The sequence below is a fragment of the Methylobrevis albus genome, assembly GCF_015904235.1.
GTDB classification, from domain to species: domain Bacteria; phylum Pseudomonadota; class Alphaproteobacteria; order Rhizobiales; family Pleomorphomonadaceae; genus Methylobrevis_A; species Methylobrevis_A albus.
Map to the genome: position 1 here is coordinate 23,883 of NZ_JADZLT010000054.1, position 24,017 is coordinate 47,899.

Here is a 24,017-nt window from a genome sequence, read left to right on the forward strand (position 1 = left end):
AAAAAACAAATTCACAAAAACATCGGACAAGCCGGAACAAACCCCCGGCCCTGCGTATTTCTGGATTGCGCTGCTCCGGACGGCCCCCCGCCGACGACATGCCCCCCCAAGGTCCCAGGCAGGGATCGTTCGGGGCAGCAACACTTCAACCGGCTGACGAAATCCTTCGGGCCGACCTTCGGAAACAGGGGACCTTATTTCATGAAAGCATCCCGCTTCATCGTGCTCGGCGTCGTCGTCGCGGCTTCTCTCGGCCTCGCGGCCTGCGACAAGACCGTTCGCGGCGTCGGCCAGGATATTCGCGATACCGGCCAGGCTGTCGAGCAGCAGGTCAACTGACGCGGACGCCGGCCGGGTTTTCCGGCCGGATCACGCCCTTTCCGTCCGGCGGTGTGGTTCCCCCTCCCCTTCCGCTGGACGTCGAGCCCCCTCCGCGATCCCCGTCGCGGAGGGGTTTTCGTTTGAACGGCAGCGTTCAGTAGTCGATGACGCCGTCGAGCGCGTAGTGCTTCACGGTCTTGCGGTTGGCGATCAGCTCGTCGATCGTCGGCTCGCCCTTCATCGCCCGCGACACGGCGAGTTTCATCGCCTCGTAGTTGTTGCGGTAGAGCTCGGCCTGGTCGAGGTTTTCCGCCGTCGAGACGCGCGGATCGAGCCAGATCATCACGATCATGCAGATCTCGTCGACGATATCCTTCGGGATGATCCCGTCGATGACGCAGTCGACGATCGCATCGCCGATCGCGCCCTGCACCACACCGCCGAGCAGGTTGACGTAGGCCTCGTCGTGGATCGTCGCCTTGGTGGTCATCATCGCCGCCGGGCGGACGAGCTGGTTGAGGTCGCGCACCACGAACATGCGGGTGTGGCCGACCACCTGGCCCATCATGGTCGCGAACGCCGTGCCGGCCGGGCCCTTCACGGAGCCGATCAGCACCTCGGGCATCGCGTCGGTGACCTGGCCTTCGGAGGCGAGCACGGTCGCCTCGCCGGTGCGGAACCAGATTTCGCTCATCGGATCGTCTCTCCTTCGTCGACGCCCGGCCATGCGGCACGGCCCCGGCGCCGGAAACTGTCATCGCCGGCGGGCGCGAACCATCCGCACCCGCCGCGTCCCGCTGCTTACACCGTGGCGCCCGCGGCGCGATAGGCCGAGTCGAGCGTGTTGAGCATCAGGCAGGCGATGGTCATCGGCCCGACGCCGCCCGGCACCGGCGTGATCGCCCCGGCGACTTCGGCGCATTCGGCATAGGCGACGTCGCCGACCAGCTTGCCCTTGCCCTCCGGCGTGGTGATGCGGTTGATGCCGACGTCGATGACGATGGCGCCCGGCTTCACCCAGTCCGCCTTCACCATCTCCGGCCGGCCGACCGCCGCCACAAGGATGTCCGCCGTGCGGCACACCGCCGGCAGGTCCTTGGTGCGCGAATGGGCGATCGTCACCGTGGCGTTCTTCTGCAGGAGGAGCTGCGCCATCGGCTTGCCGACGATGTTCGAGCGGCCGATCACGACGGCATGCAAGCCCGAGAGATCCGGCTGCACCTTCTCGATCAGGATCGCCGAACCGCGCGGCGTGCACGGCACGAAGCCCGGCAGGCCGACCGAGAGCCGGCCGGCGTTGAGCGGATGGAAGCCGTCGACGTCCTTGTCCGGGTCGATCAGGCCGAGCACCTTGTCGCTGTCGATGTGCTTGGGCAGCGGCAGCTGGACGAGGATGCCGTGCACGTCCGGATCCTTGTTGAGGCGCTCGACGATGCCGAGCACCTCGGCCTCCGAGGTCTCGGCCGGGAGCTTGAACTCGAACGACTTCAGCCCGCACTCGGCCGTCGCCTTCACCTTGTTGCGCACATAGACCGCGCTCGCCGGATCTTCGCCGACGAGCACGACCGCCAGGCCCGGCACCACGCCGTGCGACGCGGCCAGCGCGTCGGCCTTGGCACGGATCTCGACGTGCAGCTCGTTGGCGATCTTCTTCCCGTCGATGACAGATGCGACCATGCTCGAAACTCCCCCGGACGGCGCCGCGACCTGCCGATCATAGCTTCGCAGGGGGCGCAGGATGCTTCCGGTGTCGTCGTCGATGGCGGCGCCGGAATCAAGGTCGCCATTGCCGCAGGCCGGCATGCGGGACGCCCCGGCGGCGGCCGAGCCGCGCAATCGTGCCCATTCGCCGCAGCGACGCGCCGGCCGCTGGTGATGTTCCAGACCCGTGCTAGTCTGGAACGCATCTCAAGATGAGCGGGTCACATAAGGCCCGACGCGCGAGGAAACGAGGCGGACGCATGGATATCCGGCAGTTGCAGTATCTCGTCGCGCTGGCGCGCGAGCGCCATTTCACGCGCGCCGCCCAGTCCTGCGACGTCACCCAGCCGACGCTTTCGGAACGCATCCGCCAGCTCGAGCTGGAACTCGGCGTGCCGATCGTCGCGCGCGGCCAGCGCTTCCACGGCTTCACCACCGAGGGCGAGCGCGTGCTGAAGTGGGCGCAGGCGATCCTCGACAACTGGGCGGCGCTGAAGCACGAGATCGCCCAGATCCGCGACGGCGACGACGCCGCGGCCGGCCGGCTCACCATCGGCGTGGTGCCCTCGGCCCTGCCGATCGCCGCCCGCCTGCTGCAGGCGCTGCGCCAGCGCAGCCCCAACATCGACCTCGTCGTGCTGTCCTCGACGTCGGAGGACATCCGCCGCTCGCTGGAGGAGTTCTCCATCGACGCCGGCATCACCTACCTCGACAACGAATCGATCGACGGGCTGCTGTCGCGGCCGATCTACCGCGAGCGCTACTGCCTGTTCGTGCGCAGCGACGACCCGCTCGCCGGCCGCACCTCGATCGGCTGGGCGGAGGCCGCCAACCACCCCCTCGCGCTTCTCACCGGGAACATGCAGAATCGCCGCATCATCGACCGCGCCTTCCGCACGGCGAAAGCGAGCCCGCGCACCCGCATGGAAACCAACTCCCTCGTCACCCTCGGCGCCAGCGTCCGCGAGACCGGCCTCGCCACCGTGATGCCCGAATACATGGCGAAGACGCTGGCGATGGCCGAGATCCGCGCCATCCCGCTGGTCTCGCCGACGGTGGAGCACGTCGTCGGCATCGTCGCCGTCGACCGCACGCCGATGCCGTCGCTGGTGACGATGGCGCTGGAAACCGCGGTCCAGCTCGCCGCGAACGACGAGGCCGCCGCGGAAGCGCTCGCCGGCGACGAGGCCCACGCCCTGCCATGCTGATCGCCCGCCACAACCAGATCCTCGAGATCGCCCGGCTCGCCGGCAAGGTGACGGTCGAGGATCTCGCCGCCCGCTTCGAGGTGACGCCGCAGACGATCCGCAAGGACCTCAACGAACTCTGCGAGAGCCACCTGCTCGAGCGCGTGCACGGCGGCGCGATCCTCGCGTCCGGCGTCGAGAACGTCGCCTACGAGGCCCGCCGCATCATCGCCGCCAAGCAGAAGGCGGCGATCGGGCGCGAGGCGGCGGCGCTGATCCCGAACGGCGCCTCGCTGTTCATCAACATCGGCACCACCACCGAGGCGGTGGCCCAGGCGCTGCTCCGCCACACCGGCCTGATGGTGATCACCAACAACATCAACGTCGCCAACGTGATGCGCTCGTCGGCCGGCGTCGAACTCGTCGTGGCCGGCGGCGTCGTCCGCCACACCGACGGCGGCATCGTCGGCGAGGCGGCGGTCGACTTCATCCGCCAGTTCAAGGTCGACTTCGCGATCATCGGCACCTCGGCGATCGACGCCGACGGCGCCCTGCTCGACTACGACTTCCGCGAGGTGAAGGTGGCGCAGGCGATCATCGCCAACGCCCGCCACGTCGTGCTCGTCTCCGACGCGACCAAGTTCGACCGCGCCGCCCCGGTGCGCATCGCCCGCATCGACCAGATCGACACCTTCGTCACCGACCACTGCCCCGTCGACGCCGTCCGCCGCATCTGCGCCGACGTCGGCGTCAAGCTGATCGAGGCGATGCCGCCGGAGCCGGCGGCGGAGGGGGAGTAGGGGCGCCCGATCAGCCGCTGGCGCCCCTGTCGAGACACCTGTGTCCGGTCGCTCACGCGCCACACCTATACGGCGATGTCGTGCGGAACCCACGCGTCGCCCGTTGCAAGTTCAACCCATAAGTGCAAGCCTCCGGGGGATCGATTGCAGCATCGCGTTCCCCGTTTCGCCGAGGCATTCATGGCCGCCGCTCGCATCACTCCGGATGAAGATCACTCGCCCAATTGCCTGAGGTCGTGCGGCACGATCCGCCGATCGAGGCCCGCCGAACTTCTGCTGCTCTGGTTCCTTTGCCTCGCCGGCGTCTTCGTTGCCCCCGGCGTGCAGGCGGCCGAGCCCGGCGATCCCTTTGCCATGCTCGTCGCCAAGCGCGACGGCGTCGGCATCGGGCTCTACCGGACGGACGGTCAGTCCGCTGGCACCACGAAGATCCTGAACTTCAGCACGAATACGAGCGAGCTCGATCTCTTCCGGATCAGCTTTCACGTCCTGAAGCAGAGCGGCGCCCTGGTCCTCGATCGCCAGGTGGGCCTGCGGCAGGCCGGCGTCTACCTCGTCGATGCGGTCGGAGCGCCGCGGCGCATCACCTTCGACCGTACGCTCCGGTTCGCGACCTCGGTCAAACCCGTTCGGGTCGTCGACGGGCGACTGTTCTTCCTCGTCGACAACGCGTTTCTCTATCACACCGACGGAACCGACCGCGGCACGCACCGCACGGTCAGCCCGGCCATCGTGCGGTTCGTCGACGTGTTTCCGTTCGAGGATCGCTACATCCTGATGACGAACGAGTCGGACGGAAAGAGCTCGCCGACGCGGGGCCGCCTGTACAGCCTCGACATCGACAGCCGGCGGCTCGAACTCTTCTACGCTTTCCCGTCCGACAGGGGCTGGATCCTTGAACTCGACGAGATTGGCTGGCGCTCGAACGAACCCGGCAGCCCGTCGGCTGTCGTTGGCGTCGATGGCGACCGGTTCGTCTTCACCCGGTCAGGCGGTGCGACGAGAGGCCTCTGGGTTTCGGACGGGACGGCGGCGGGAACGCACAAGCTGCTCGCTGGCACCGTGGTTCCTGAAAACACGGAGAAATTCATCCCGTTCGGCCCTCGCGCCCTCTTCATCGGCGACTCGATCAAGGGCGACGAACTCTGGACGACGGACGGAACGCCCGCGGGAACGAGACGCCTCCGCGACATCTGGGTCGGGAACGAGAGCTCGGAGATCGACCCGGAGAAGATCGTCTTCCATGCGGACAAGGCCTACTTCCTTGCCAGGACGGCGCCCTACGATCGCGGCCTCTGGGTCACCGACGGCACGTCGGCGGCGACCAAGCCTGTCAGGACAGAGGTGAACGGCCTGCGCATTCGCATGCTGCCCTACTACAGGACCGAACCGAGCAGCGAACTGGCGCTCATCGGCAACGAGATCTTCTTCGCCGGCACCCTCATGGAAGGCTCCTGCACCCCTACCTCGATCGACGCCTGCCGGTTCACGACGGGCCTTTACTCCTACAACGTCGTCACCCAGATCACGTCGAAGCGGGCGACCGCCTCCAGATACAGGTGCCTCCTCGCAGACGGACGCGAAGTCATCGGGGGCTCGTACGGAGACCTGCGCGCGATCGGCAGCAAGCTGCTGTTTTCCTCAACGGGGTTCGGCGCCTCCGATCCGTCGATCGCCTGTGATCCCGGGAGCAACGCCAATGCCGAGCCGTGGGTGTTCGATACGCTCACAAACCGCGCCCGGCTGCTGAAGGAAATCAATCCCGGCCGGGAGTCGTCGGATCCCTACCTGCTTGGCGGGCGCCAATAGCGCGCGGGTGCGTCGACGCCCCTTCCGCGAACGCCCCCGCCCCGCTAGCCTCACGGCATCGGTGCCGCAGGCGGGTCGGGGGAAGTTTCATGGTGGCGGTCTATGCGTTCAACCGGGCGATCGTGCGGCGTCCGGCCCGGTCGGCGGTGCTGGGGCTCAGGTCGGTCGATCGCGGCGTTCCGGATGTCGATGCGCTCGGCGAGGAGCATGCCGCATATATCGCGGCGCTGGAGACGCTCGGCGTCACCGTCGAGGTGCTGCCGCCGCTGGAAGAATTTCCCGATTCGGTGTTCGTCGAGGACCCGGCGCTGGTGTTTTCCGAAGGCGCGATCCTGCTCCGCCCCGGCGCGCCGTCGCGCATCGGCGAGACCGCCGAGATCGCCCCGGCGCTCCGCGCCGCCTTCGGCGACGTGCTCGACCTGCCCGCGCCCGGCTTTGCCGACGGCGGCGACGTGCTGGTGATGCCGGAGGCCGTGCTGATCGGCCTGTCGGCGCGCACCGATGCCACCGGCGCCGCCGACCTCGTCGGCCGCCTCGAGCGGCTCGGCCGGCGCGGCCGCGTGGTGACGCCGCCGGCGGGCGTGCTGCACCTGAAAACCGGCTGCTCGCTGCTGGACGACGAGACGATGCTCGCGACGCCGGTCATGGCCGCCGCCGGCCTGTTCCCGGGCTTTCGCATCGTCGAGACCGCGCCGGGCGAGGAGGCCGCCGCCAACGCCCTGCGCGTCAACGACGCCGTCCTCCTCGGCGCCGGCTTCCCTCGCACCGCGGAGCGCCTGACGGACCTCGACTTCACGGTCGTGACGGTGAAGATCGACGAGGTGATGAAGCTCGACGCCGGCCTCTCCTGCATGTCGCTGCGGTGGTGGGCGGAGGCGTGAGGGCGAGGCTGGGCGAGGATTGAAGGCGGGGCGGCAGGAGCGGCCCGCGTTCTCTCGTGCCGGATTTCCGCGGTCTTCGTCCGGCCGCGAGCGAGCCACAAGGAGCGTTGAAACCACCTCCAAAGCCCTCTCGATCGTCATCGCCGGGCTTGACCCACTGCTGTGCGGTTCGGCGAGTTTCGGCGGACGTCGGGTTTCTCAGCCTCGCTACCGTCATCACCGGCCTTGAGCCGGTGACCCACTCGCCGTCCGGAACGGAATGGCATTCGCGATGGAACTATTCCTATAGATCAATCGCTTGGCTCGAACGATGCCGCACGGCCATTGGGTCGCCGGGTCAAGCCCGGCGATGACGATCGAGAAGACTGAGGTTGTGGAACCGGCGCTAGAGCGGTCCCATCAACGCCGAGCGGGTGAAGGGCGGCAGGGATGCCGAGCCCCTAGAAGTTATCCGCGTCCAGCCTCAACCCTCACGTCACGTCCTTTTCCACGAGGCGGCCGCGCACCCCTCACCCCTCCAGCGGCGGCGCATAGCTCGCGCCGTCCACAACAGCCGGCCGACCCTCGACAAAAAGCTCCGCGAGCTTGCGCGGGGTGCGCGCCACCACCCTGCCTCGGCGGAGGACGAGGAGGCGGGTCGCCTTCATCCGGACCGCCTCGATCGGGTCGCGCGCCTGCAGCACGACGAGGTCGGCGTGGCAGCCGACGGCGAGGCCGTAGCCGTCCAGCCCCATCGCCTTCGCCGAATTGACGGTCACCGCGTCGAAGCAGCGGCGGACGGCGTCGAGCGACGTCATCTGGCCGACGTGCACCGCCATGTGCGCCACCTCCAGCATGTCGGCCGAGCCCATCGAGTACCAGGGGTCCATCATGCAGTCCTGGCCGAAGGCGACGTTGACGCCGGCGGCCATCAGTTCGGGCACCCGCGTCATGCCGCGGCGCTTCGGATAGCTGTCGTGGCGGCCCTGCAGAGTGATGTTGATCAGCGGATTCGGGATCACGTGCACACCGGCTTCGGCGATCAGCGGGATCAGCTTCGAGGCGTAGTAGTTGTCCATCGAGTGCATCGAGGTGCAGTGCGAGCCGACGGATCGGCCCTGCAGCCCGTGCCGCACGGTTTCGGCCGCCAGCGTCTCGATGTGGCGCGAGTGCGGATCGTCGCTCTCGTCACAGTGGAGATCGATCGGCAGCCCGCGCTCGGCGGCGATGCGGCAGAGCGCGGCGACGGAGGCGGTGCCGTCGGCCATGGTGCGCTCGAAATGCGGGATGCCGCCGACGACGTCGACGCCGAGGTCGATGGCGCGGTCGAGGTTCGCGACCGACGCCGGGTCGCGGTAATAGCCGTCCTGCGGGAAGGCGACGAGCTGCAGGTCGATCACCGGCTTCACGCGCTCGCGCACCTCGATCAGCGCCTCGACGGCGAGCAGGCGGTCGTCGCAGATGTCGACATGGGTGCGGATCGCCAGCAACCCTTGCGTCACCGCGAGGTCGCAGTAGCGCAGCGCCCGCTCGATCACGGCCTGGTGGGTGAGCAGCGGCTTCAGCTCGCCCCAGAGCGCGATGCCTTCGAGCAGCGTGCCGGAGCGGTTGAGCCGCGGCAGGCCGAGCGACAGCGTCGCATCCATGTGGAAGTGCGGGTCGATGAACGGCGGGCTGACGAGGCAGCCGTCGGCATCGATCTCCTCCCCGCCCGCGCCGCCGATCCCCGCCTCGATCGCCGTGATCCGCCCGCCGGTGACGGCGATGTCGACGCCGCTGCGGCCGTCGGGAAGGTTGGCGCGGCGGATGATCAGGTCGTGCATCGGGAATCCTCGGGGGCAAAGGGGCGGGAGATTGCCCAAGGGAAACGGCCCGCGCCGCAAAAGGCAAGCGGAGATGACCTCCCGCATGTTGCAATGCCGAAATGGTGGCCGTCAGACCCGTTCCGGCCCGAGACGGTCCCATTGTTCGCAAATGTGAAACGATGATGTAGCCGTTCGCGATCTCGCGCGCGGGGGGCAGCGGGACTATCTCTGGGTCATGATGACGGCACGCGCGCGGAAACTCCGCGGCCGGCCGCAGCCGGAGGTTTCACCCCGTGTCCGAACTCCTCTCCGAAAAATCGACCGGCGCCACCCAGGCCCCGCGCATCGCCGCCGCCACGACGACCGGCCCCGTCGCCCTCAACGTCCGCGATCTCGCCGGTGTCGCGGCGTTCTACCAGCGCACCCTCGGCCTCGCCGTGCAGGCCGAGGATAAGGGCACCGTCGTGCTCGGCGCGGCCGGCGGCGTGCCGCTGGTGACGCTGGTCGAGGCGCCCGCCGCGGTGGCGGCGCTGCCACGGTCCGCCGGGCTCTACCACCTCGCCATCCTGCTGCCCGGCCGCGCCGATCTCGGCCGCTGGCTCACCCACATGGCCGAGAGCCGCACGCCGATCGACGGCGCCGCCGACCACCTCGTCAGCGAGGCGGTCTACCTCGCCGACCCCGAGGGCAACGGCATCGAGGTCTACCGCGACCGGCCGCGGCTCGAATGGCCGCTGAAGCCCGGCGGCGGCGTGCGCATGGACAACGCCCGCCTCGACATCGACGGCCTGCTCGGCCTCGCCCGCGCCGAAGGCACGCCATGGCAGGGCGCCCCCGCCGGCACGCGGATGGGCCACATCCATCTGAAAGTCACCGACATCCCGGCGGCCCGCGACTTCTACGTCGGCCGCCTCGGCCTCGATGCCATGGAGACGATGCCGAGCGCGCTGTTCGTCGCCGCCGGCGGCTACCACCACCACCTCGGCCTCAACACCTGGCACAGCGGCCGCGGCACGCCGCTCGACCCGGCGGCGCTCGGGCTCTCCCACGCGGTGATCGAAGTTCCCGATGCCGCCGAGCTCGGCCGTCTCGCCGACGACCTCGCCGCGCACGGCGTCGCGGTCGCCCGGCCGATGCCCGGCACGGCGCTGGTGCGCGATCCTTCCGGCAATCGGCTGCTGTTCACCGCCGGCCCGGTCGATGCCGCCACGGCCGCCGGCTTCACGGCGATCTGACCCGGCCGGGCCGGTCGCGGCTTGACGCCGCCGCGCCGGGCGCTGAGAAGGGGCCGCCGGGCATGCGCCCGGCGCGCCGCAACCCGCCCGGGATCGCCGATGCCCCCGCTTCTCGCCCTGCCGTTCCCGGCGATCGATCCGATTCTCATCGAGTTCGGTCCCTTCGCCATCCGCTGGTATGCGCTCGCCTATATCACCGGGTTGCTGTTCGGCTGGTGGTACCTGCGCCGCCTCGTCGAGACCGACCGGCTCTGGGCCGGCCTGCCCCGCCCGACCGCGCTCGACATCGACGACCTGCTGGTCTGGATCACCCTCGGCATCGTGCTCGGCGGCCGCGTCGGCTATGTGCTGTTCTATAATTTCGACAGCTACGCTGACGATCCGCTGTCGATCCTGAAGGTCTGGCAAGGCGGCATGGCGTTCCACGGCGGCCTCGCCGGCGCCGCCGTCGCGATGGCCCTGTTCGCCCGCCGGCGCGGCCTGCGCATCCGCACCCTGTTCGACCTCGCCGCCGCCGCCGTGCCGCTCGGCCTCGGCCTCGGCCGCGTCGCCAACTTCATCAACGGCGAACTGTTCGGCCGGCCGAGCGACGTGCCGTGGGCGGTGATGTTCCCGGCCGGCGACTTCATCCCCCGCCATCCGAGCCAGCTCTACGAGGCGGCGCTCGAAGGCGTGCTGCTGCTCGCCGTGCTGTCGGTGGTCGTCTGGCGCCACCGCGGCCTCGCCCGGCCCGGGCTCGTCACCGGCCTGTTCGGCATCGGCTACGGCCTGTCGCGCATCGTCGTCGAGTTCTTCCGCATGCCCGATCCCCAGCTCGGCTATCTCGCCGGCGGCTTCGTCACCATGGGCATGGTGCTGTCGCTGCCGCTCGTCATTGCCGGCATCGCCTTCGTGCTCGCGGCGCCGCCGCGCCCGCCGGCAATCACCGCCGGCACGGACCCGCGGACGGCGCCGTGAGCGCCGCGCTGCTGGACCGCCTGCGCGCTCGCATCGCCGCCGAGGGGCCGATCTCGGTCGCCGAGTACATGGCGACGGCGCTCGGCGACCCGGCGGAGGGCTACTACATGCGCCGCGAGCCGTTCGGCGCGGCCGGCGACTTCGTCACCGCGCCCGAGATCAGCCAGATGTTCGGCGAACTCGTCGGCCTCTGGTGCCTCGCCGCCTTCGAGGCGATCGGCACTCCTCAGCATTTCGCCCTCACCGAACTCGGCCCCGGCCGCGGCACGCTGATGGCGGACCTGCTGCACACCGCGCGGATCCGGCCGGGGTTTGTCGCGGCCGCCAGCATCCTCCTCGTCGAGACCAGCCCGCGCCTGCGCGAGCTGCAGGCGGCGCGCCTCGCCGGCCACGCGCCGCAGTGGCACGACGGCCTCGCCACCCTGCCGCCCGGACCGCGCATCGTCATCGCCAACGAGTTCTTCGACGCGCTGCCGGTGCGCCAGTTCGTCCGCACCGAACGCGGCTGGGCCGAACGCGTCGTCGGCCTCGCCGGCGACCGCCTCGCCTTCGGCCTCGGCCCCGGCTTGCCCGACCCGCACGAGATCCCGGCCGCGGCCCGCAGCGCGCCCCCCGGCACGATAATCGAGGTGGCGCGCACGTCCGCGGCGCTGATGACCGACCTCGCCGCCGACATCGCGGCCACGGGCGGTGCGCTCATCGTCATCGACTACGGCCACGCCCGCTCCGGGACCGGCGACACGCTGCAGGCGGTGCGCGCGCACGCCTACGCCGACCCGCTGGAGGATCCCGGCAGCGCCGACCTCACCTGCCACGTCGATTTCGCGGCGCTCGCCCGCGCCGCCACCGCAGCGGGCGCCGTCGCCGACCCGGTCGAGACGCAAGCCGCCTTCCTGCTGCGCCACGGCCTCGTCGAGCGCGCCGGCCGCCTCGGCGCCGGCCGGGATACGGCGACGCAGGACGCGATCCGCGCCGCCGTCCAGCGCCTCGCCGGCAACGGCCCGGGTGAAATGGGCGATCTCTTCAAGGTGCTGGTGGTCCGGGGGCGATAGGACGGCGGCACCCGCGCCGACGGACTGCGCCGCCGGCATGGCTATCCGCGCCGCCATGCGGTACCCGCGGCTCACGCGGTTTGACAGCCCCACCCATCCCCGCCACCATCCGCGCGCTCAACCGAAGGTGCTTCGCGATGATGATCACGGCCCCTGCCCTCGCCGCCCTGCCGGGCATCCGGCACGGCTTCTTCACCCGCGAGGGCGGCGTGTCCGAGGGGATCTACGCGTCGCTCAACACCGGGCTCGGCTCGAAGGACGACCGGGCGAAAGTGCTGGAAAACCGCGCCCGCATCGCCGCGGCGATCGGCGTGCCGGCCGGCCGGCTGGTCAGCGCCTATCAGGTGCACAGTCCGACCTGCCTCGTCGTCACCGAGCCCTGGGCGCCCGAAGACAACCCCGAGGCCGACGCGCTGGTCACCGACCGGCCGGGCCTCGCGATCGCCACCTCCTCGGCCGACTGCGGCCCCATCCTGTTCGCCGATGCCGAGGCCAAGGTCGTCGGCGCCGCGCACGCCGGCTGGAAGGGCGCCTTCGGCGGCGTGCTGGAGGCGACGCTCGACGCGATGGAGCGGCTGGGGGCGCGGCGCGGGCGCATCGTCGCCGCGATCGGGCCGATGATCTCGGCGAAATCCTACGAGGTCGGTCCGGAATTCGTGCAGCGCTTCACCGATGTCACGCCGGACAACGACCGCTTCTTCCGCCCCTCGTCGCGCGCCGGCCACGCCCTGTTCGACCTGCCGGGCTACATCGCCGCCCGCCTGCACGCCGCCGGCGCCGGCACGGTGGTGGATCTTGATGTTTGCACCTACTGTCAGCCGGCCCGCTTCTTCTCCTATCGCCGCATGGTCCATCGCGGCGAGGCCGACTACGGCCGCCACCTGTCCGCCATCGCCCTCGCCGGCTGACCGACCACCCGGACGATCCGTCCGGGCGCCGGCCGGCGACGCCGCGTCATCACACGGAGGCCCCATGGCCCTTCACTTCGAGCACGCCGAATTCGAAGCCCGGCAGGACGCGACGGCCGCCGCCATGGCCGAGCGCGGCATCGACGCCATGCTGCTGTTCGCCCAGGAGAGCATGTACTGGCTCACCGGCTACGACACCTTCGGCTTCTGCTTCTTCCAGTGCCTCGTCTTTACTCGCGACAAGCAGCTCGTGCTGCTCACCCGCGCGCCGGACCTGCGCCAGGCCCGCCACACCTCGATCATCGAGGACATCCGCCTCTGGGTCGACCGCGGCGAGGCGAGCCCGGTCGGGCAGCTGAAGGACCTGCTCGACAATCTCGACCTGCTCGGCGCCAAGCTGGGCATCGAATACGATACCCACGGCCTCACCGCCCGCAACGGCCGCGACCTCGACGAGGCGCTGCGCACCTTCGCCGACCTCGTCGACGCCTCGATGCTGGTGCCGCAGCTGCGCGCGGTGAAATCGCCCGCCGAGATCGTCCATGTCCGCGAGGCCGCCCGCCTCGCCGACCTCGCCTTCGAGGCCGGCATGGCCGAGATCCGCCCCGGCGCCGACGAGGGCCGCATCCTCGCGGCGATGCAGGGCGCGGTGTTCGAGGGCGGCGGCGAGTATCCCGCCAACGACTTCATCATCGGCTCGGGCGTCGACGCCCTGCTCTGCCGCTCGAAGTCCGGCCGGCGCCAGCTCTCCGACCGCGACCAGATCACGCTCGAGTTCGCCGGCACCTATCGCCGCTACCACGCGGCGCTGATGCGCACCGTGGTGATCGGCGACACCACCCAGCGCCACCGCGAACTCTACGCCGCGGCCTATGAGGCGCTGTCGGCGGTGGAGGCGGTGATGCGGCCGGGGCATACGTTCAGCGACGTGTTCGAGGCGCACGCCAAGGTGATGGACGCCCATCACATGCTGCCGCACCGGCTCAACGCCTGCGGCTATTCGCTGGGGGCCCGCTTCGCGCCGAGCTGGATGGACTGGCCGATGTTCTATCGCGGCAACCGCGCCGAGGTGCGACCGAACATGGTGCTGTTCGCGCACATGATTCTCGCCGATTCGGCCACCGGCACCGCCATGACGCTCGGGCGCACCTATCTCACCACCGAGGACGCGCCGACGCCGCTGTCGCGCCTTCCCCTCGACCTGCCGATCGTCGGCTGACGGAACGCCCGGCCGCCGGCGGCCTTGCGAACGCCGGGCAAATCGTTAGACCTTTCGGCAAAACATTCGGGGCAGCCAGCCGATGAGGAAACCCATGACGTCCGCACCGCGCCCGACGCGCCGACTGATCCTCGCCGGACTCGGGAGCCTCGCGCTCGCCGGATGCCAGAGCAGCAGCCCGTCGTCGACCGCAACCGCCGGTGCCGGCGGTCCGGTCCGCCTGCAGGCGCCCCCGGATGCGACCCAGCCGACCCGGCCGCCGGTGCCGGCGGGCCAGGCGAGCTTCCGCTTCGACCTCGTGCAGGGCATCCCGACCAACCGCGCCGACGAACTCGCGGTCAGCCTCGGCAGCCGCGCCCGCGCCCGCGGCCTGACGCTGGTGCGCCGCGGCGACCCGGCGGCGAGCTATCGCATTCTCGGCTACCTCTCGGCGGTCGGCGGCGACACCGGCACCAACGTCTCCTACGTCTGGGACGTGATGGATTCGGGCAACCGCCGCCTCTACCGCGTCACCGGCTTCGAGCTCGCCGGCAATGCCGACGGCGATCCCTGGGGCGGCGTCACCGACACCACCCTCGACGCGATCGCGGCGCGCACCGTCGAGGCACTCGCGGCCTGGATCGACCAGCCGCTGCCCGCCGCGCCGGCCACGGCGGCCGCGCCCGGCATCGCGATCTGAAACCATATCTGACTCATGCCGGCGACTTCGCCGAAGCCTGTTTGCAGCCGGGGAATTCCGCTGATAAAACCCCGCCACTTTCCATTCCCCCGGGGAACGCGGCAAAGGGCGGCCCGCCACTGGGGCCGCTGCCGACGCGCCAGCGGCGAGCGAGGACGATCAGGCCGATGAAGCTGGTATCCGGCAATTCCAACCGCGCCCTGTCCGAGGCGATCGCCCATTATCTCGACGCCGAGCTGACGCAGTGCTCGGTGCGCCGCTTCGCCGACCAGGAGATCTTCGTCGAGATCCAGGAGAACGTCCGCGGCGCCGACGTCTTCGTGATCCAGTCGACGAGCTATCCGGCGAACGACAACCTGATGGAGCTGCTGATCCTCGTCGACGCGCTGCGCCGCTCCTCGGCGCGCCGCATCACCGCGGTGCTGCCCTACTTCGGCTACGCGCGGCAGGACCGCCGCGCCGCCGGCCGCACGCCGATCTCGGCCAAGCTCGTCGCGAACCTGATCACCCACGCCGGCGTTGACCGCGTGCTGACCCTCGACCTGCACGCCGGCCAGATCCAGGGCTTCTTCGACATCCCGACCGACAACCTCTATGGCGCGCCGGTGCTGACCCGCGACATCAAGGAACGCTACAAGCTCGACAACACGGTGATCGTCTCGCCGGACGTCGGCGGCGTGGTGCGCGCCCGCGCCATCGCCAAGCGCATCGACACCCCGCTCGCCATCGTCGACAAGCGCCGCGAGCGGCCGGGCGAATCGGAAGTGATGAACATCATCGGTTCGGTCGACGGCCGCGACTGCATCCTCGTCGACGACATCGTCGATTCGGGCGGCACGCTCTGCAACGCCGCCGACGCGCTGCTCGCCCAGGGCGCGAGCTCGGTCACCGCCTACATCACACACGGCGTGCTGTCGGGCGGCGCCGTCGCCCGCATCTCGGCGTCGAAGCTGAAGGAACTGGTGACGACGGATTCGATCGAGCCGACCAAGGCGGTCAAGGACAGCCCCAACATCCGCGTCATCTCGGTCGCCCCGCTGATCGCCGAGGCGATCGCCCGCACGGCCAACGAGCAGTCGGTGTCGAGCCTGTTCGACTGAGACTGCGCCGGAGGCTCAGTCCGGCGCCCGCACCCGCTGCAGGTAGCGATCGAACATCGGCACCGTGAACGCGGTGTCGCCGTGGGCCGGACTGAAGATCATGCCCTTGCGGATGAGCGAGTTGCGCGTCGGCGCGATCCGCTCGACTGCGACGCCGAGCGCCGCTGCAACGTCCCCGGACCGATGCGGCCCAGGTCCGAGCCGCGACATCGCGAACAGATAATCCTTCTCGCGCGGCGTCACGCGGTCGAAGCGAACGCGGAAAAAGCTCTCGTCAAGGCTGGCGATCGCCCGGAGGCTCGCTCGTTCGACGTCATCCCGCGTGATGAGCGGATCGTCTGCGACGTTCCAGGCGTGATAGCCCCACTCCTGGAGGAAGTACGGGTAGCCCTCGGTGAGTTCGATGATCCGCGCGAGCGCGTCGGCGGTAAAGTCGGCCTCTTCGCGGACCGCGGGATCGCGGAGTGCTGAGATCGCATCGACTTCGATGAGCGGACCTATTCGAGGAAAATCGAACAGCCGTTCGGCATAGGATTTTGACTTTCCCGCCAGCGCCACCAGTTGCGGCAGCCCCGCGCCGACGAGCACCACCGGCAGCTGCTTCTGGGCCACGCGGTGCATCGCCATGATCAGGGCGCTGAACTCACGTTCGGCGACATACTGCAACTCGTCGACGACGAGGACGACGGAGCGGCCGCGGGAGCGCGCAGCCGTGCCGACGGCCTCGAAGAGGTCCGGCAGGTCGGCTTCGATATCGCCGCTGTCGGCGACTCCGCGCTCGGGATCGATCCCGAGCCCAACTTCGACTTCGCCGACGCTGACCCTAATCGCGCCCGCGAAGGCCTTGAGCACCATCAGCGCGCGCTTGGCAGCGACGTTGACCTTTTCCGCGGTGTCGAGCCGGAACAGGATGCGCCGGAGACAGGGGATGAGAACCTCGGGCAGGCTCTTGTTCTCAGGCGTCTCGACGAGGTGCGCGACGGAGCCCGCCTCCTCCGCCTGGTCGACGATCTTGTTGAGCAGGACCGTCTTGCCGACTCCGCGCAGACCGACGAGCAGGAAGCTCTTGCCCTGGCGGCCCGCCTGCGCTCGGGCGAGTGTGATCCGTCCCCGTTCGAGGATGTCGGCGCGGCCGGCGAGTTCCGGCGGCTGGGTCCCGGCTCCGGGCGCGAAGGGATTTCTGACCGGATCCATAGCAGCCTTATCGATCTATACGAGTTTTTTGATAAGAACGCTAAGTTCGGTAAGGCGTCAACGCTCTGCACGGCCCCACTTCGGAGCAGGGAGCGTCGTCCCGCCCCGCAAATCCCCGCTTTCCGCATTGTGATTCGCCCCTGCTTCCCCTATAAGCCCGCAGTCCGCGCCTCACCCCTGGAGGAGGCGCATTTTCTCGGCCGGTCTTCCGGCCGTTTTCCCAAGGAGACCACCGATGGCTCAGACCTATGAGCTGACGGCCACCGTGCGGGACCGAGTGGGCAAGGGGGCCGCTCGGGAACTGCGCCGGCAAGGCTTGATCCCCGCCGTGATCTACGGCGACAAGAAGACCCCGATCGCGATCGCGCTCCCCCTCAAGGAGACGACGCTGAAGCTGCACGCTGGCGGCTTCCTGACGTCCATCGCCACGATCGACGTCGGCGGCGAGAAGATCCAGGTCATCGCCCGTGACTACCAGCTCGACCCGGTGCGTGACACCGTCGTCCACGTCGACTTCCTGCGCGTCTCCGCCTCCTCGCGCATCACCGTCGAAATCCCGGTTCACTTCCTGAACCAGGACACCTCGCCGGCGATGAAGAAGGGCGGCGCGCTGACCATCGTGCGTCACTTCATCGAAGTCGAAGTCGCGGCCAACGCGATTCCGGAATCGATCGAGGTCGATCTCGCCGGTGTCGAGGACGTCGGCACGACGATCCACATCTCCGACGTGAAGCTCCCCGCGGGCGTGACCCCGACGATCGACCGCGACTTCACCGTCGCGACGATCGCCGCGCCGGACGTGCTCGAGGAAGAGACCACCGACGAGGCAGGCACCGAGGCCTGATCGGCCAGGCGCCTGACGTGACGGATCCGGTCCGTCGCCGCCCCGCGGCGGCGGACCTTCGCATTTTTCGAGGATACCCGCGCCGTCGCCGCGCGGCCGCGCCGACCGGGAGACGGCCATGCTGCTCATCGTTGGCCTCGGCAATCCGGGCTCGCGCTATGCCGGCAATCGCCATAACATCGGCTTCATGGCGGTCGACCGCATCCATGCGCTCCATCGCTTCGGCCCGTGGCGCTCGAAGTTCCAGTCCGAGATCGCCGAAGGCACCCTCGGCGATCGGCGCACGCTGCTGATGAAGCCGCTCACCTACATGAACGAAAGCGGCCGGGCCGTCGGCGAGGCGTCGCGCTTCCTGAAGATACCGCCCGCCGACATCGTGGTGCTGCACGACGAACTCGACCTGCCGGCGGCAAAGCTGCGGGTGAAGACCGGCGGCGGCCACGGCGGCCACAACGGCCTGCGCTCGCTCGACGCCCACCTCGGCAAGGAGTATCGCCGCGTCCGGCTCGGCATCGGCCACCCGGGCGACAAGGCGCTGGTGCACAACTACGTGCTCGGCGACTTCGCCAAGGTCGACGCCGAGTGGCTGGACCCGCTGCTGGACGCCGTGGCGACGCAGGCGCCGCTGCTCGCCGCCGGCAGCGACGAGACCTTCGCCAGCAAGGTGCACCTCGCCATCGCCCCGCCGCCGCGGCGCCAGAAGCCGGCCGACGCGGCAGCGGCTGCCGGCAAGCCTGCTGCCGGCAAACCGTCGACGATCCGCCCGCCCGAAGCTGCGCCCGGTAGCCAGGACGCCCCGCGCAACGCCATTGCCGACGCCCTCGGCAAGCTCCTCGGCAAGAGCTGAGCGGAGACGGTCATGACCTCGGATTATCGCTGCATCTACTACCTCGCCGTCAGCCTCGACGGCTTCATCGCCGCCCCGGACGGCGGCCTCGACTGGCTGTTGCAGTTTCCCGCCGACGGCGCCGATTACGACGGCTTCTACTGCGGCATCGGCAGCCTCGTCATGGGACGCGCCACCTTCGATTGGGTGCGTGAGCATGGCGAGTGGAGCTACGGCGACAAGCTGACAGCCGTCGTCACGAACCGGCCGATCGACGCGGCGCCGGGCGCTGCCTTCCCGGTAGCCGGCACGCCCGCCGAAATCCTCGCGGCGCTCGCCGCCCGCGGCGCGCCCGGCCCGGTCTGGATCGTCGGCGGCGCCGATGTCGCCGGCCAGTTTCTCGATGCCGGGCTGATCGACGAGATCGACCTGCAGTACGCCCCGGTCGCCATCGGCGCCGGCATTCCCGTCTTTGCCGGGCGGACGCTGCCGCCGCTGGAACTCCAGTGGACGCGCGCCTTCGCCACCGGCTTCGTCGAAGCACGTTACCGCGTCCCACGCCCCGCGTGAGGATCGCCGAGAGGATCGGACATGGGTTTCAAATGCGGCATCGTCGGCCTGCCCAACGTTGGCAAGTCGACCCTCTTCAACGCCCTGACCAAGACGGCGGCGGCGCAGGCGGCGAACTATCCGTTCTGCACCATCGAACCGAACACCGGTGACGTCGCGGTGCCGGACCCCCGCCTGTCGGCGATCGCGAAGATGGCGAAGTCGGCCAACATCGTCCCGACCCGCCTCACCTTCGTCGACATCGCCGGCCTGGTGCGCGGCGCCTCGAAGGGCGAGGGCCTCGGCAACCAGTTCCTCGCCAACATCCGCGAGTGCGACGCCATCGCCCACGTGCTGCGCTGCTTCGTCGACGATGATATCACCCACGTCGAGGGCCGCATCGACCCGCTGTCCGACGCCGAGACCATCGAGACCGAGCTGATGCTCGCCGACCTCGACAGCCTCGAGCGCCGCGTGGTGCCGCTGCGCAAGCGCGCCGGCGCCGACAAGGAGGCGAAGGAAGCCGTCGAACTGATGGACGCCGCGCTCGAACTGCTGCGCGAGGGCAAGCCGGCCCGGCTCGTCACCGTGCCGAAGGGGTCCGAGAAGGCGTTCGAGATGCTCAATCTCCTGACCGCCAAGCCGATCCTCTACGTCTGCAACGTCGAGGAAGCCTCGGCGGCGACTGGCAACGCGCTGTCCGACAAGATCTTCGAACGCGCGGCGGCCGAGGGCGCCAAGGCGGTGGTGATCTCGGCGGCGATCGAATCCGAGCTCGCCCAGCTCCCCCCCGAGGAGCAGGCCGAGTACATGGAGGCGATGGGCCTTTCCGAGCCCGGCCTCGACCGGCTGATCCGCGCCGGCTACGAGCTGCTCGGCCTGATCACCTATTTCACCGCCGGCCCGAAGGAGACCCGGGCCTGGACCATCACCCGCGGCACCCGCGCGCCGCAGGCGGCCGGCGTCATCCACTCCGACTTCGAACGCGGCTTCATCCGCGCCCAGACCATCGCCTATGAGGATTTCATCACCCTCGGCGAGGTGAAGGCGAAGGAACTCGGCAAGGCGCGCGACGAGGGCAAGGAATACGTCGTCGTCGACGGCGACGTGATGCTGTTCAAGTTCAACACCTGAGCCACGGTCCCGGCCGGCCCCGCCGGCCGGGACGCGTACTTTTTTACACCCGCCCGGGGCCGGTTCTCGGCCGGATCGCGCAAACCTTTGACCTGTCGTTGCTTCGCTCAAGTCTGTTCGATTGCGGCAGGGATCCGTTAAGACCGTTCCTTTCCGAAATCATAAAACTTGTATCGCATTGTCCCGTCGTGGCTTTTTCAGACTCGGACGGTACGACATGCGCAATTTCAAAATCGGTGACAGCGGTTCGGTGGCGATCATCTTCGCCTTCGCGCTGGTTCCGATCGTGCTCATGGTCGGCGCCGCGGTCGACTATTCCCGCGCTCTCGCCATGCGCGAACCCCTCCAGGTCGCGATCGACGCCGCCGCCCTCGCCGCGGTCTCCGACGTCAAGCTCTCCACGACCGAAGAGGATATGGAAGCCAACGCCCGGATGTACTTCGAGGCGAATATCCAGACCAATCTGACCGAGGCGCAGCGGGCGATGCTCGCCGGTTACGACATCGACCTCGTGGTCGACCAGGCGACCGGCACGCGCCAGGCGACCGTCACCTTCAACGCCGCCATCGCCACCAGCTTCATGCAGATCGCCGGCATCAACACGCTCGATGTTTCCGGCATGTCCCGCGCCGAAGCGGGAACCTCGAAATACATCGACTTCCACGTCTTCGTCGACCTGTCGGACTCGATGGGCCTCGCCGCCGACGAGGCGGCGCGCACCGTGCTGAAGGCGAAGTCGCCCGCAGTGCTGGCCTCGAAGGAGACCTGCGAGTTCGCCTGCCACGTCAAGCAGGCGACCAAGGACACCGAGACGCTGCTGCAGACCGCCCGCAAGAACAACGTCAAGCTGCGCGTCGACATCGCCAAGGAAGGCATCGGCGTGCTGCTCGACGAGGCGACGGCCGCCATCGACGAGACCGCCACGGTCTCGCGCTTCTCGATCAGCGGCTTCAACGGCCAGACCTGGCCGATCGGCGGCCTCAGCGAGAACCATGCGACGGTGCGCGCCGCCGTCGCCAAGCTCGAGCTCGGATACGGCGTTACCAGCTACGCCAACACCTGGTTCGACGCGTCCGCCCCGACCTTCCTCACCTCGATCAAGGGGATCGACGCCGCGAACAACGACCGCTCGGCGTCGAAGGTGGTCGTTCTGGTGACTGACGGCCTTCAGTCGCAAATGGGCGGCAGCGGCACCACCAACGGCAAGAAGCAGATCCGCCCCTTCGACCTCGACCAGTGCACGGCGATCAAGAACGCCGGCTATTCGCTCGCCGTCGTCTACACGCGCTATTACGACATCCCCTACAACGGCTGGTACAACACCTACGTGAAGCCGATCCGCGCCAGCCTGGAAACCAACCTGCGCTCCTGCGCCTCGAAGGATCTCTTCGCCGTCGGCGACACCCCGACCGAGATCCACGACGCTTTCGCGCAGATCTTCAAGAATGCGAAGACACTCACCCACCTGACGCACTGAGCGAGCCGGCCGGGGGGATGCCACCTCTTGCATCGGCCGGCCCGGCGGACCATCTTCCCCTCGAATGGTGCGGCGCCGAACGCGGCCCGCCCGACCGGAAGCCCGTCGAGGAGGCGCAGCGATGACCCAGACCCAAGGCCGCCTGTTCGACGAGTTCGCCAAGCTGATGAACGATGCCGCTGGCGTCGCCCAAGGCGCCCGGCGCGAGGTCGAGACCGTGTTCCGCGCCCAGGGCGACCGCTTCATCTCCGAGATGGACATCGCCCGCCGCGAGGACATCGAGATCGTGCGTGACCTCGCCGCCAAGGCGCTGGGTGAAGTCGAGCGGCTCTCGGCCCGCGTCGCCGAACTCGAGGCGAAGCTCGCCGCCGCGGCGCCGACCATGGCCCCCGACGAGCCGGTGGACGGCGCCTGAGCGCCCGACCATCGCCCGCCATCACACCCGCCTGTCCCGCGTTGTCCACACCGGACGGCAGCGCCCGGTTTCCGGCGTTTCTGCCGCGGCCTGCCGTCGCGCGGCAGGGAACGGCGCGCCGGGTGGCACGTTTACCATTCGTAAATGCCTCGCTCCGCCCTATAGTCGGTACAGATGAGATTCGCGCCGACGGCTCGTTCGATGCATGATGCATCGCACAGCGACGGAGGTGGCGGCGACCGGCAGGCCCGGGACGCGCCGCCGCAGGGGCGCGCGAGGGACGATGCGATTTCCGGCTGCTTCGTCCGCAGCCGGAAAACAGCGGATCGGACGAGACCGGGCGGGCGGACGGCCCCCCGGACGAGACGATCCGCCGATCGGACGGCACTGGGGCCGCGGCGCGCGTCGCTGCAGCACTGCCGCTCGGTCGTGAGGTGCCGCGCGCGGCGACGCGTGCGGAGGTTCGCCAGTCGCAACCCTGGAGGTCGCCCATGACCCTCATCGATATCGAATCGGCCCATACGGCCAATCCCGTCGACAACATCGAGATGATCGCCGCGCAGAACGACTGGTCGTTCGAGCGCGCCGGCGAGGACGAGATCACCGTCTCCGTCACGGGAAACTGGTGCGACTACCATGTCTCCTTTTCCTGGATGGAGGAGCTCGAGGCGCTGCACCTCGCCTGCGCCTTCGATCTCAAGGTGCTGGAAACCCGGCGCAACGAGGTGATCCGCCTGCTGGCGCTCGTCAACGAGCAGCTCTGGCTCGGCCATTTCGACCTGTGGCAGGAGGAGGGCATCGTGATGTACCGCCACGCCCTGCTGCTCGCCGGGGCGGTCGAGGCGAGCGACGAGCAGATCGAGGGCATGATGGAGAATGCGCTGGAATCCTGCGAGCGCTTCTACCAGGCCTTCCAGTTCGTGATCTGGGGCGGCAAGACCGCCCGCGAGTCGCTCGAGATGGCGATGATGGAGACGGTCGGCGAAGCCTGACCGCCCCGGTTCAACCCCGCCGCAAAATCGACTACCAAGGGCTTCCGCCGGACCGGCGGGAGCCCTTTCTCATCGCGCGCGCCCTTGCCCTGCCGCAGGGCGGCGCCCGCCCCGGAGACACCCGATGATCGACCTCGCCGCGCCCCTCGTCCTCGTCGGTGCCGGAAAGATGGGCGGCGCCATGCTCGCCGGCTGGCTGGACCGCGGCCTGCCGCCCGCCGGCGTCACCATCCTCGATCCCGCCCTGCACGAGAGTGCCGGCAGCTTCCTCGCCCGCGGCGTCCGCCATGCGGAGAGCCCCGCCGCCATCGACGGCGCCGCCCGGGTGCTGGTGCTCGCCGTCAAGCCGCAGTCGATGGCGACGGTGCTGCCCTCCGTCGTCCCGCTGGTGGGGCCGGAGACGATCGTCGTCTCGGTCGCCGCCGGCACGCCGCTCGCCACCATCGGCGCGGTGCTCGGCAGCGGTCCGATCGTCCGGGTGATGCCGAACACGCCGGCGCAGGTCGGCCGCGGCATGTCGGCCTGCATCGGCAACGCCGCCGTCGGCGACGGCGAGCGCCGCCTCGTCACCGCCCTGATGGACGCGATCGGCGAGACGGCGTGGCTGGACGACGAGGGCGAGATCGACGCCGTCACCGGCGTCTCGGGCTCCGGGCCGGCCTATGTGTTCTACCTCGTCGAGTGCCTCGCCGCCGCCGGCCGCGCGCAGGGCCTCGCCCCGGACCTCGCGATGGTGCTCGCGCGCCAGACCGTCACCGGCGCCGGCGAACTGCTGCACCGCTCGGACCTCTCGGCCGCGACGCTGCGCCAGAACGTCACCTCGCCGAACGGCACCACCTTCGCCGCCCTCGAGGTGCTGATGGCGCCGGACGGGCTGGAGCCGCTGATGACTGCCGCCGTCGCCGCCGCCACCGCCCGCGCCCGCGGACTCGCCGGCTGAGCCATATCCGTGG

At 69.4% G+C, this 24,017-nt stretch carries 24 protein-coding genes; 20 read left to right on the forward strand and 4 right to left on the reverse strand.

The features are described from left to right. The first annotated feature begins 201 nt into the window (after positions 1-201). A complete protein-coding gene (locus I5731_RS15765; RefSeq protein ID WP_197312371.1) occupies positions 202-339 on the forward strand; it encodes an entericidin A/B family lipoprotein in 138 nt (45 codons plus the stop codon). Positions 340-475: 136 nt separating this feature from the next. Here I5731_RS15765 and fae read toward each other — a convergent pair whose 3' ends face one another. Continuing rightward, on the reverse strand, positions 476-1,015 hold the full coding sequence (gene fae / locus I5731_RS15770; RefSeq protein WP_197312372.1) for a formaldehyde-activating enzyme: 540 nt from the start codon (positions 1,013-1,015) through the stop codon (positions 476-478). Positions 1,016-1,122: 107 nt separating this feature from the next. Further along, entirely contained in the window at positions 1,123-1,998 is an 876-nt protein-coding gene (gene folD, locus I5731_RS15775; RefSeq protein WP_197312373.1) for a bifunctional methylenetetrahydrofolate dehydrogenase/methenyltetrahydrofolate cyclohydrolase FolD, read from the reverse strand. 284 nt (positions 1,999-2,282) lie between these two features. Here folD and I5731_RS15780 point away from each other — a divergent pair, with 284 nt between their 5' ends. The 4 genes from I5731_RS15780 (at position 2,283) to I5731_RS15795 (ending at position 6,699) form a co-directional block, all read left to right on the forward strand. After that, a complete protein-coding gene (locus I5731_RS15780) occupies positions 2,283-3,230 on the forward strand; it encodes a LysR family transcriptional regulator (protein WP_197312374.1) in 948 nt (315 codons plus the stop codon). Continuing rightward, complete coding sequence (locus I5731_RS15785; protein ID WP_197312375.1) at positions 3,224-4,009, forward strand: DeoR/GlpR family DNA-binding transcription regulator; 786 nt, start codon at positions 3,224-3,226, stop codon at positions 4,007-4,009. The genes I5731_RS15780 and I5731_RS15785 overlap by 7 nt, the downstream gene beginning before the upstream one ends. Positions 4,010-4,189: 180 nt before the next feature. Continuing rightward, positions 4,190-5,818 (forward strand): hypothetical protein, encoded by a 1,629-nt coding sequence (locus I5731_RS15790; RefSeq protein WP_197312376.1) that lies wholly within the window; start codon positions 4,190-4,192, stop codon positions 5,816-5,818. Positions 5,819-5,907: 89 nt separating this feature from the next. Next, positions 5,908-6,699: a dimethylarginine dimethylaminohydrolase family protein gene (locus I5731_RS15795; protein WP_197312377.1), complete on the forward strand. Its 792-nt coding sequence runs from the start codon at positions 5,908-5,910 to the stop codon at positions 6,697-6,699. A gap of 509 nt (positions 6,700-7,208) precedes the next feature. Here I5731_RS15795 and I5731_RS15800 read toward each other — a convergent pair. Beyond that, positions 7,209-8,501, reverse strand: a complete 1,293-nt coding sequence (locus tag I5731_RS15800; RefSeq protein ID WP_197312378.1) for an amidohydrolase family protein — start codon at positions 8,499-8,501, stop codon at positions 7,209-7,211. Positions 8,502-8,776: 275 nt separating this feature from the next. Here I5731_RS15800 and I5731_RS20055 point away from each other — a divergent pair, with 275 nt between their 5' ends. The 7 genes from I5731_RS20055 (at position 8,777) to I5731_RS15835 (ending at position 15,633) form a co-directional block, all read left to right on the forward strand. Further along, a complete protein-coding gene (locus I5731_RS20055; RefSeq protein ID WP_197312379.1) occupies positions 8,777-9,718 on the forward strand; it encodes a VOC family protein in 942 nt (313 codons plus the stop codon). A gap of 99 nt (positions 9,719-9,817) precedes the next feature. Beyond that, positions 9,818-10,675, forward strand: coding sequence for a prolipoprotein diacylglyceryl transferase (gene lgt / locus I5731_RS15810; RefSeq protein WP_197312380.1), 858 nt, complete (start codon positions 9,818-9,820; stop codon positions 10,673-10,675). Next, a complete protein-coding gene (locus tag I5731_RS15815) occupies positions 10,672-11,727 on the forward strand; it encodes a class I SAM-dependent methyltransferase (RefSeq protein ID WP_197312381.1) in 1,056 nt (351 codons plus the stop codon). Before lgt ends, I5731_RS15815 begins: the two co-directional genes overlap by 4 nt. A gap of 137 nt (positions 11,728-11,864) precedes the next feature. After that, positions 11,865-12,635, forward strand: a complete 771-nt coding sequence (gene pgeF / locus I5731_RS15820; RefSeq protein ID WP_197312382.1) for a peptidoglycan editing factor PgeF — start codon at positions 11,865-11,867, stop codon at positions 12,633-12,635. A 64-nt stretch (positions 12,636-12,699) separates the two neighbouring features. Continuing rightward, positions 12,700-13,854, forward strand: a complete 1,155-nt coding sequence (locus tag I5731_RS15825) for a M24 family metallopeptidase (RefSeq protein WP_197312383.1) — start codon at positions 12,700-12,702, stop codon at positions 13,852-13,854. Between the two features lie 94 nt (positions 13,855-13,948). Then, positions 13,949-14,533, forward strand: a complete 585-nt coding sequence (locus I5731_RS15830; protein WP_197312384.1) for a hypothetical protein — start codon at positions 13,949-13,951, stop codon at positions 14,531-14,533. Positions 14,534-14,700: 167 nt separating this feature from the next. Next, positions 14,701-15,633, forward strand: coding sequence for a ribose-phosphate pyrophosphokinase (locus I5731_RS15835; protein WP_197312385.1), 933 nt, complete (start codon positions 14,701-14,703; stop codon positions 15,631-15,633). A 15-nt stretch (positions 15,634-15,648) separates the two neighbouring features. Here the strand turns inward: I5731_RS15835 and I5731_RS15840 are convergent, their stop codons facing one another. After that, positions 15,649-16,827 carry an AAA family ATPase gene (locus I5731_RS15840; protein ID WP_197312386.1) on the reverse strand — a complete coding sequence of 393 codons (1,179 nt, stop codon included), beginning with the start codon at positions 16,825-16,827 and terminating at the stop codon, positions 15,649-15,651. Positions 16,828-17,062: 235 nt separating this feature from the next. Between I5731_RS15840 and I5731_RS15845 the strand changes: the two genes are divergently transcribed. The 8 genes from I5731_RS15845 (at position 17,063) to proC (ending at position 24,004) form a co-directional block, all read left to right on the forward strand. Beyond that, positions 17,063-17,671, forward strand: a complete 609-nt coding sequence (locus I5731_RS15845; protein ID WP_197312387.1) for a 50S ribosomal protein L25/general stress protein Ctc — start codon at positions 17,063-17,065, stop codon at positions 17,669-17,671. Positions 17,672-17,789: 118 nt separating this feature from the next. Then, positions 17,790-18,518 carry an aminoacyl-tRNA hydrolase gene (gene pth, locus I5731_RS15850; protein WP_197312388.1) on the forward strand — a complete coding sequence of 243 codons (729 nt, stop codon included), beginning with the start codon at positions 17,790-17,792 and terminating at the stop codon, positions 18,516-18,518. Positions 18,519-18,530: 12 nt separating this feature from the next. Then, complete coding sequence (locus I5731_RS15855; protein WP_197312389.1) at positions 18,531-19,067, forward strand: dihydrofolate reductase family protein; 537 nt, start codon at positions 18,531-18,533, stop codon at positions 19,065-19,067. A gap of 21 nt (positions 19,068-19,088) precedes the next feature. Beyond that, positions 19,089-20,180: a redox-regulated ATPase YchF gene (ychF, locus tag I5731_RS15860; protein WP_197312390.1), complete on the forward strand. Its 1,092-nt coding sequence runs from the start codon at positions 19,089-19,091 to the stop codon at positions 20,178-20,180. Between the two features lie 217 nt (positions 20,181-20,397). Further along, positions 20,398-21,657: a TadE/TadG family type IV pilus assembly protein gene (locus I5731_RS15865; RefSeq protein ID WP_197312391.1), complete on the forward strand. Its 1,260-nt coding sequence runs from the start codon at positions 20,398-20,400 to the stop codon at positions 21,655-21,657. A 121-nt stretch (positions 21,658-21,778) separates the two neighbouring features. Beyond that, positions 21,779-22,072, forward strand: a complete 294-nt coding sequence (locus I5731_RS15870) for an accessory factor UbiK family protein (RefSeq protein WP_197312392.1) — start codon at positions 21,779-21,781, stop codon at positions 22,070-22,072. 491 nt (positions 22,073-22,563) lie between these two features. Beyond that, positions 22,564-23,064 (forward strand): type III secretion system chaperone family protein, encoded by a 501-nt coding sequence (locus I5731_RS15875; protein ID WP_197312393.1) that lies wholly within the window; start codon positions 22,564-22,566, stop codon positions 23,062-23,064. Between the two features lie 124 nt (positions 23,065-23,188). Then, positions 23,189-24,004, forward strand: a complete 816-nt coding sequence (proC, locus tag I5731_RS15880) for a pyrroline-5-carboxylate reductase (protein WP_197312394.1) — start codon at positions 23,189-23,191, stop codon at positions 24,002-24,004. Positions 24,005-24,017: the final 13 nt, after the last annotated feature.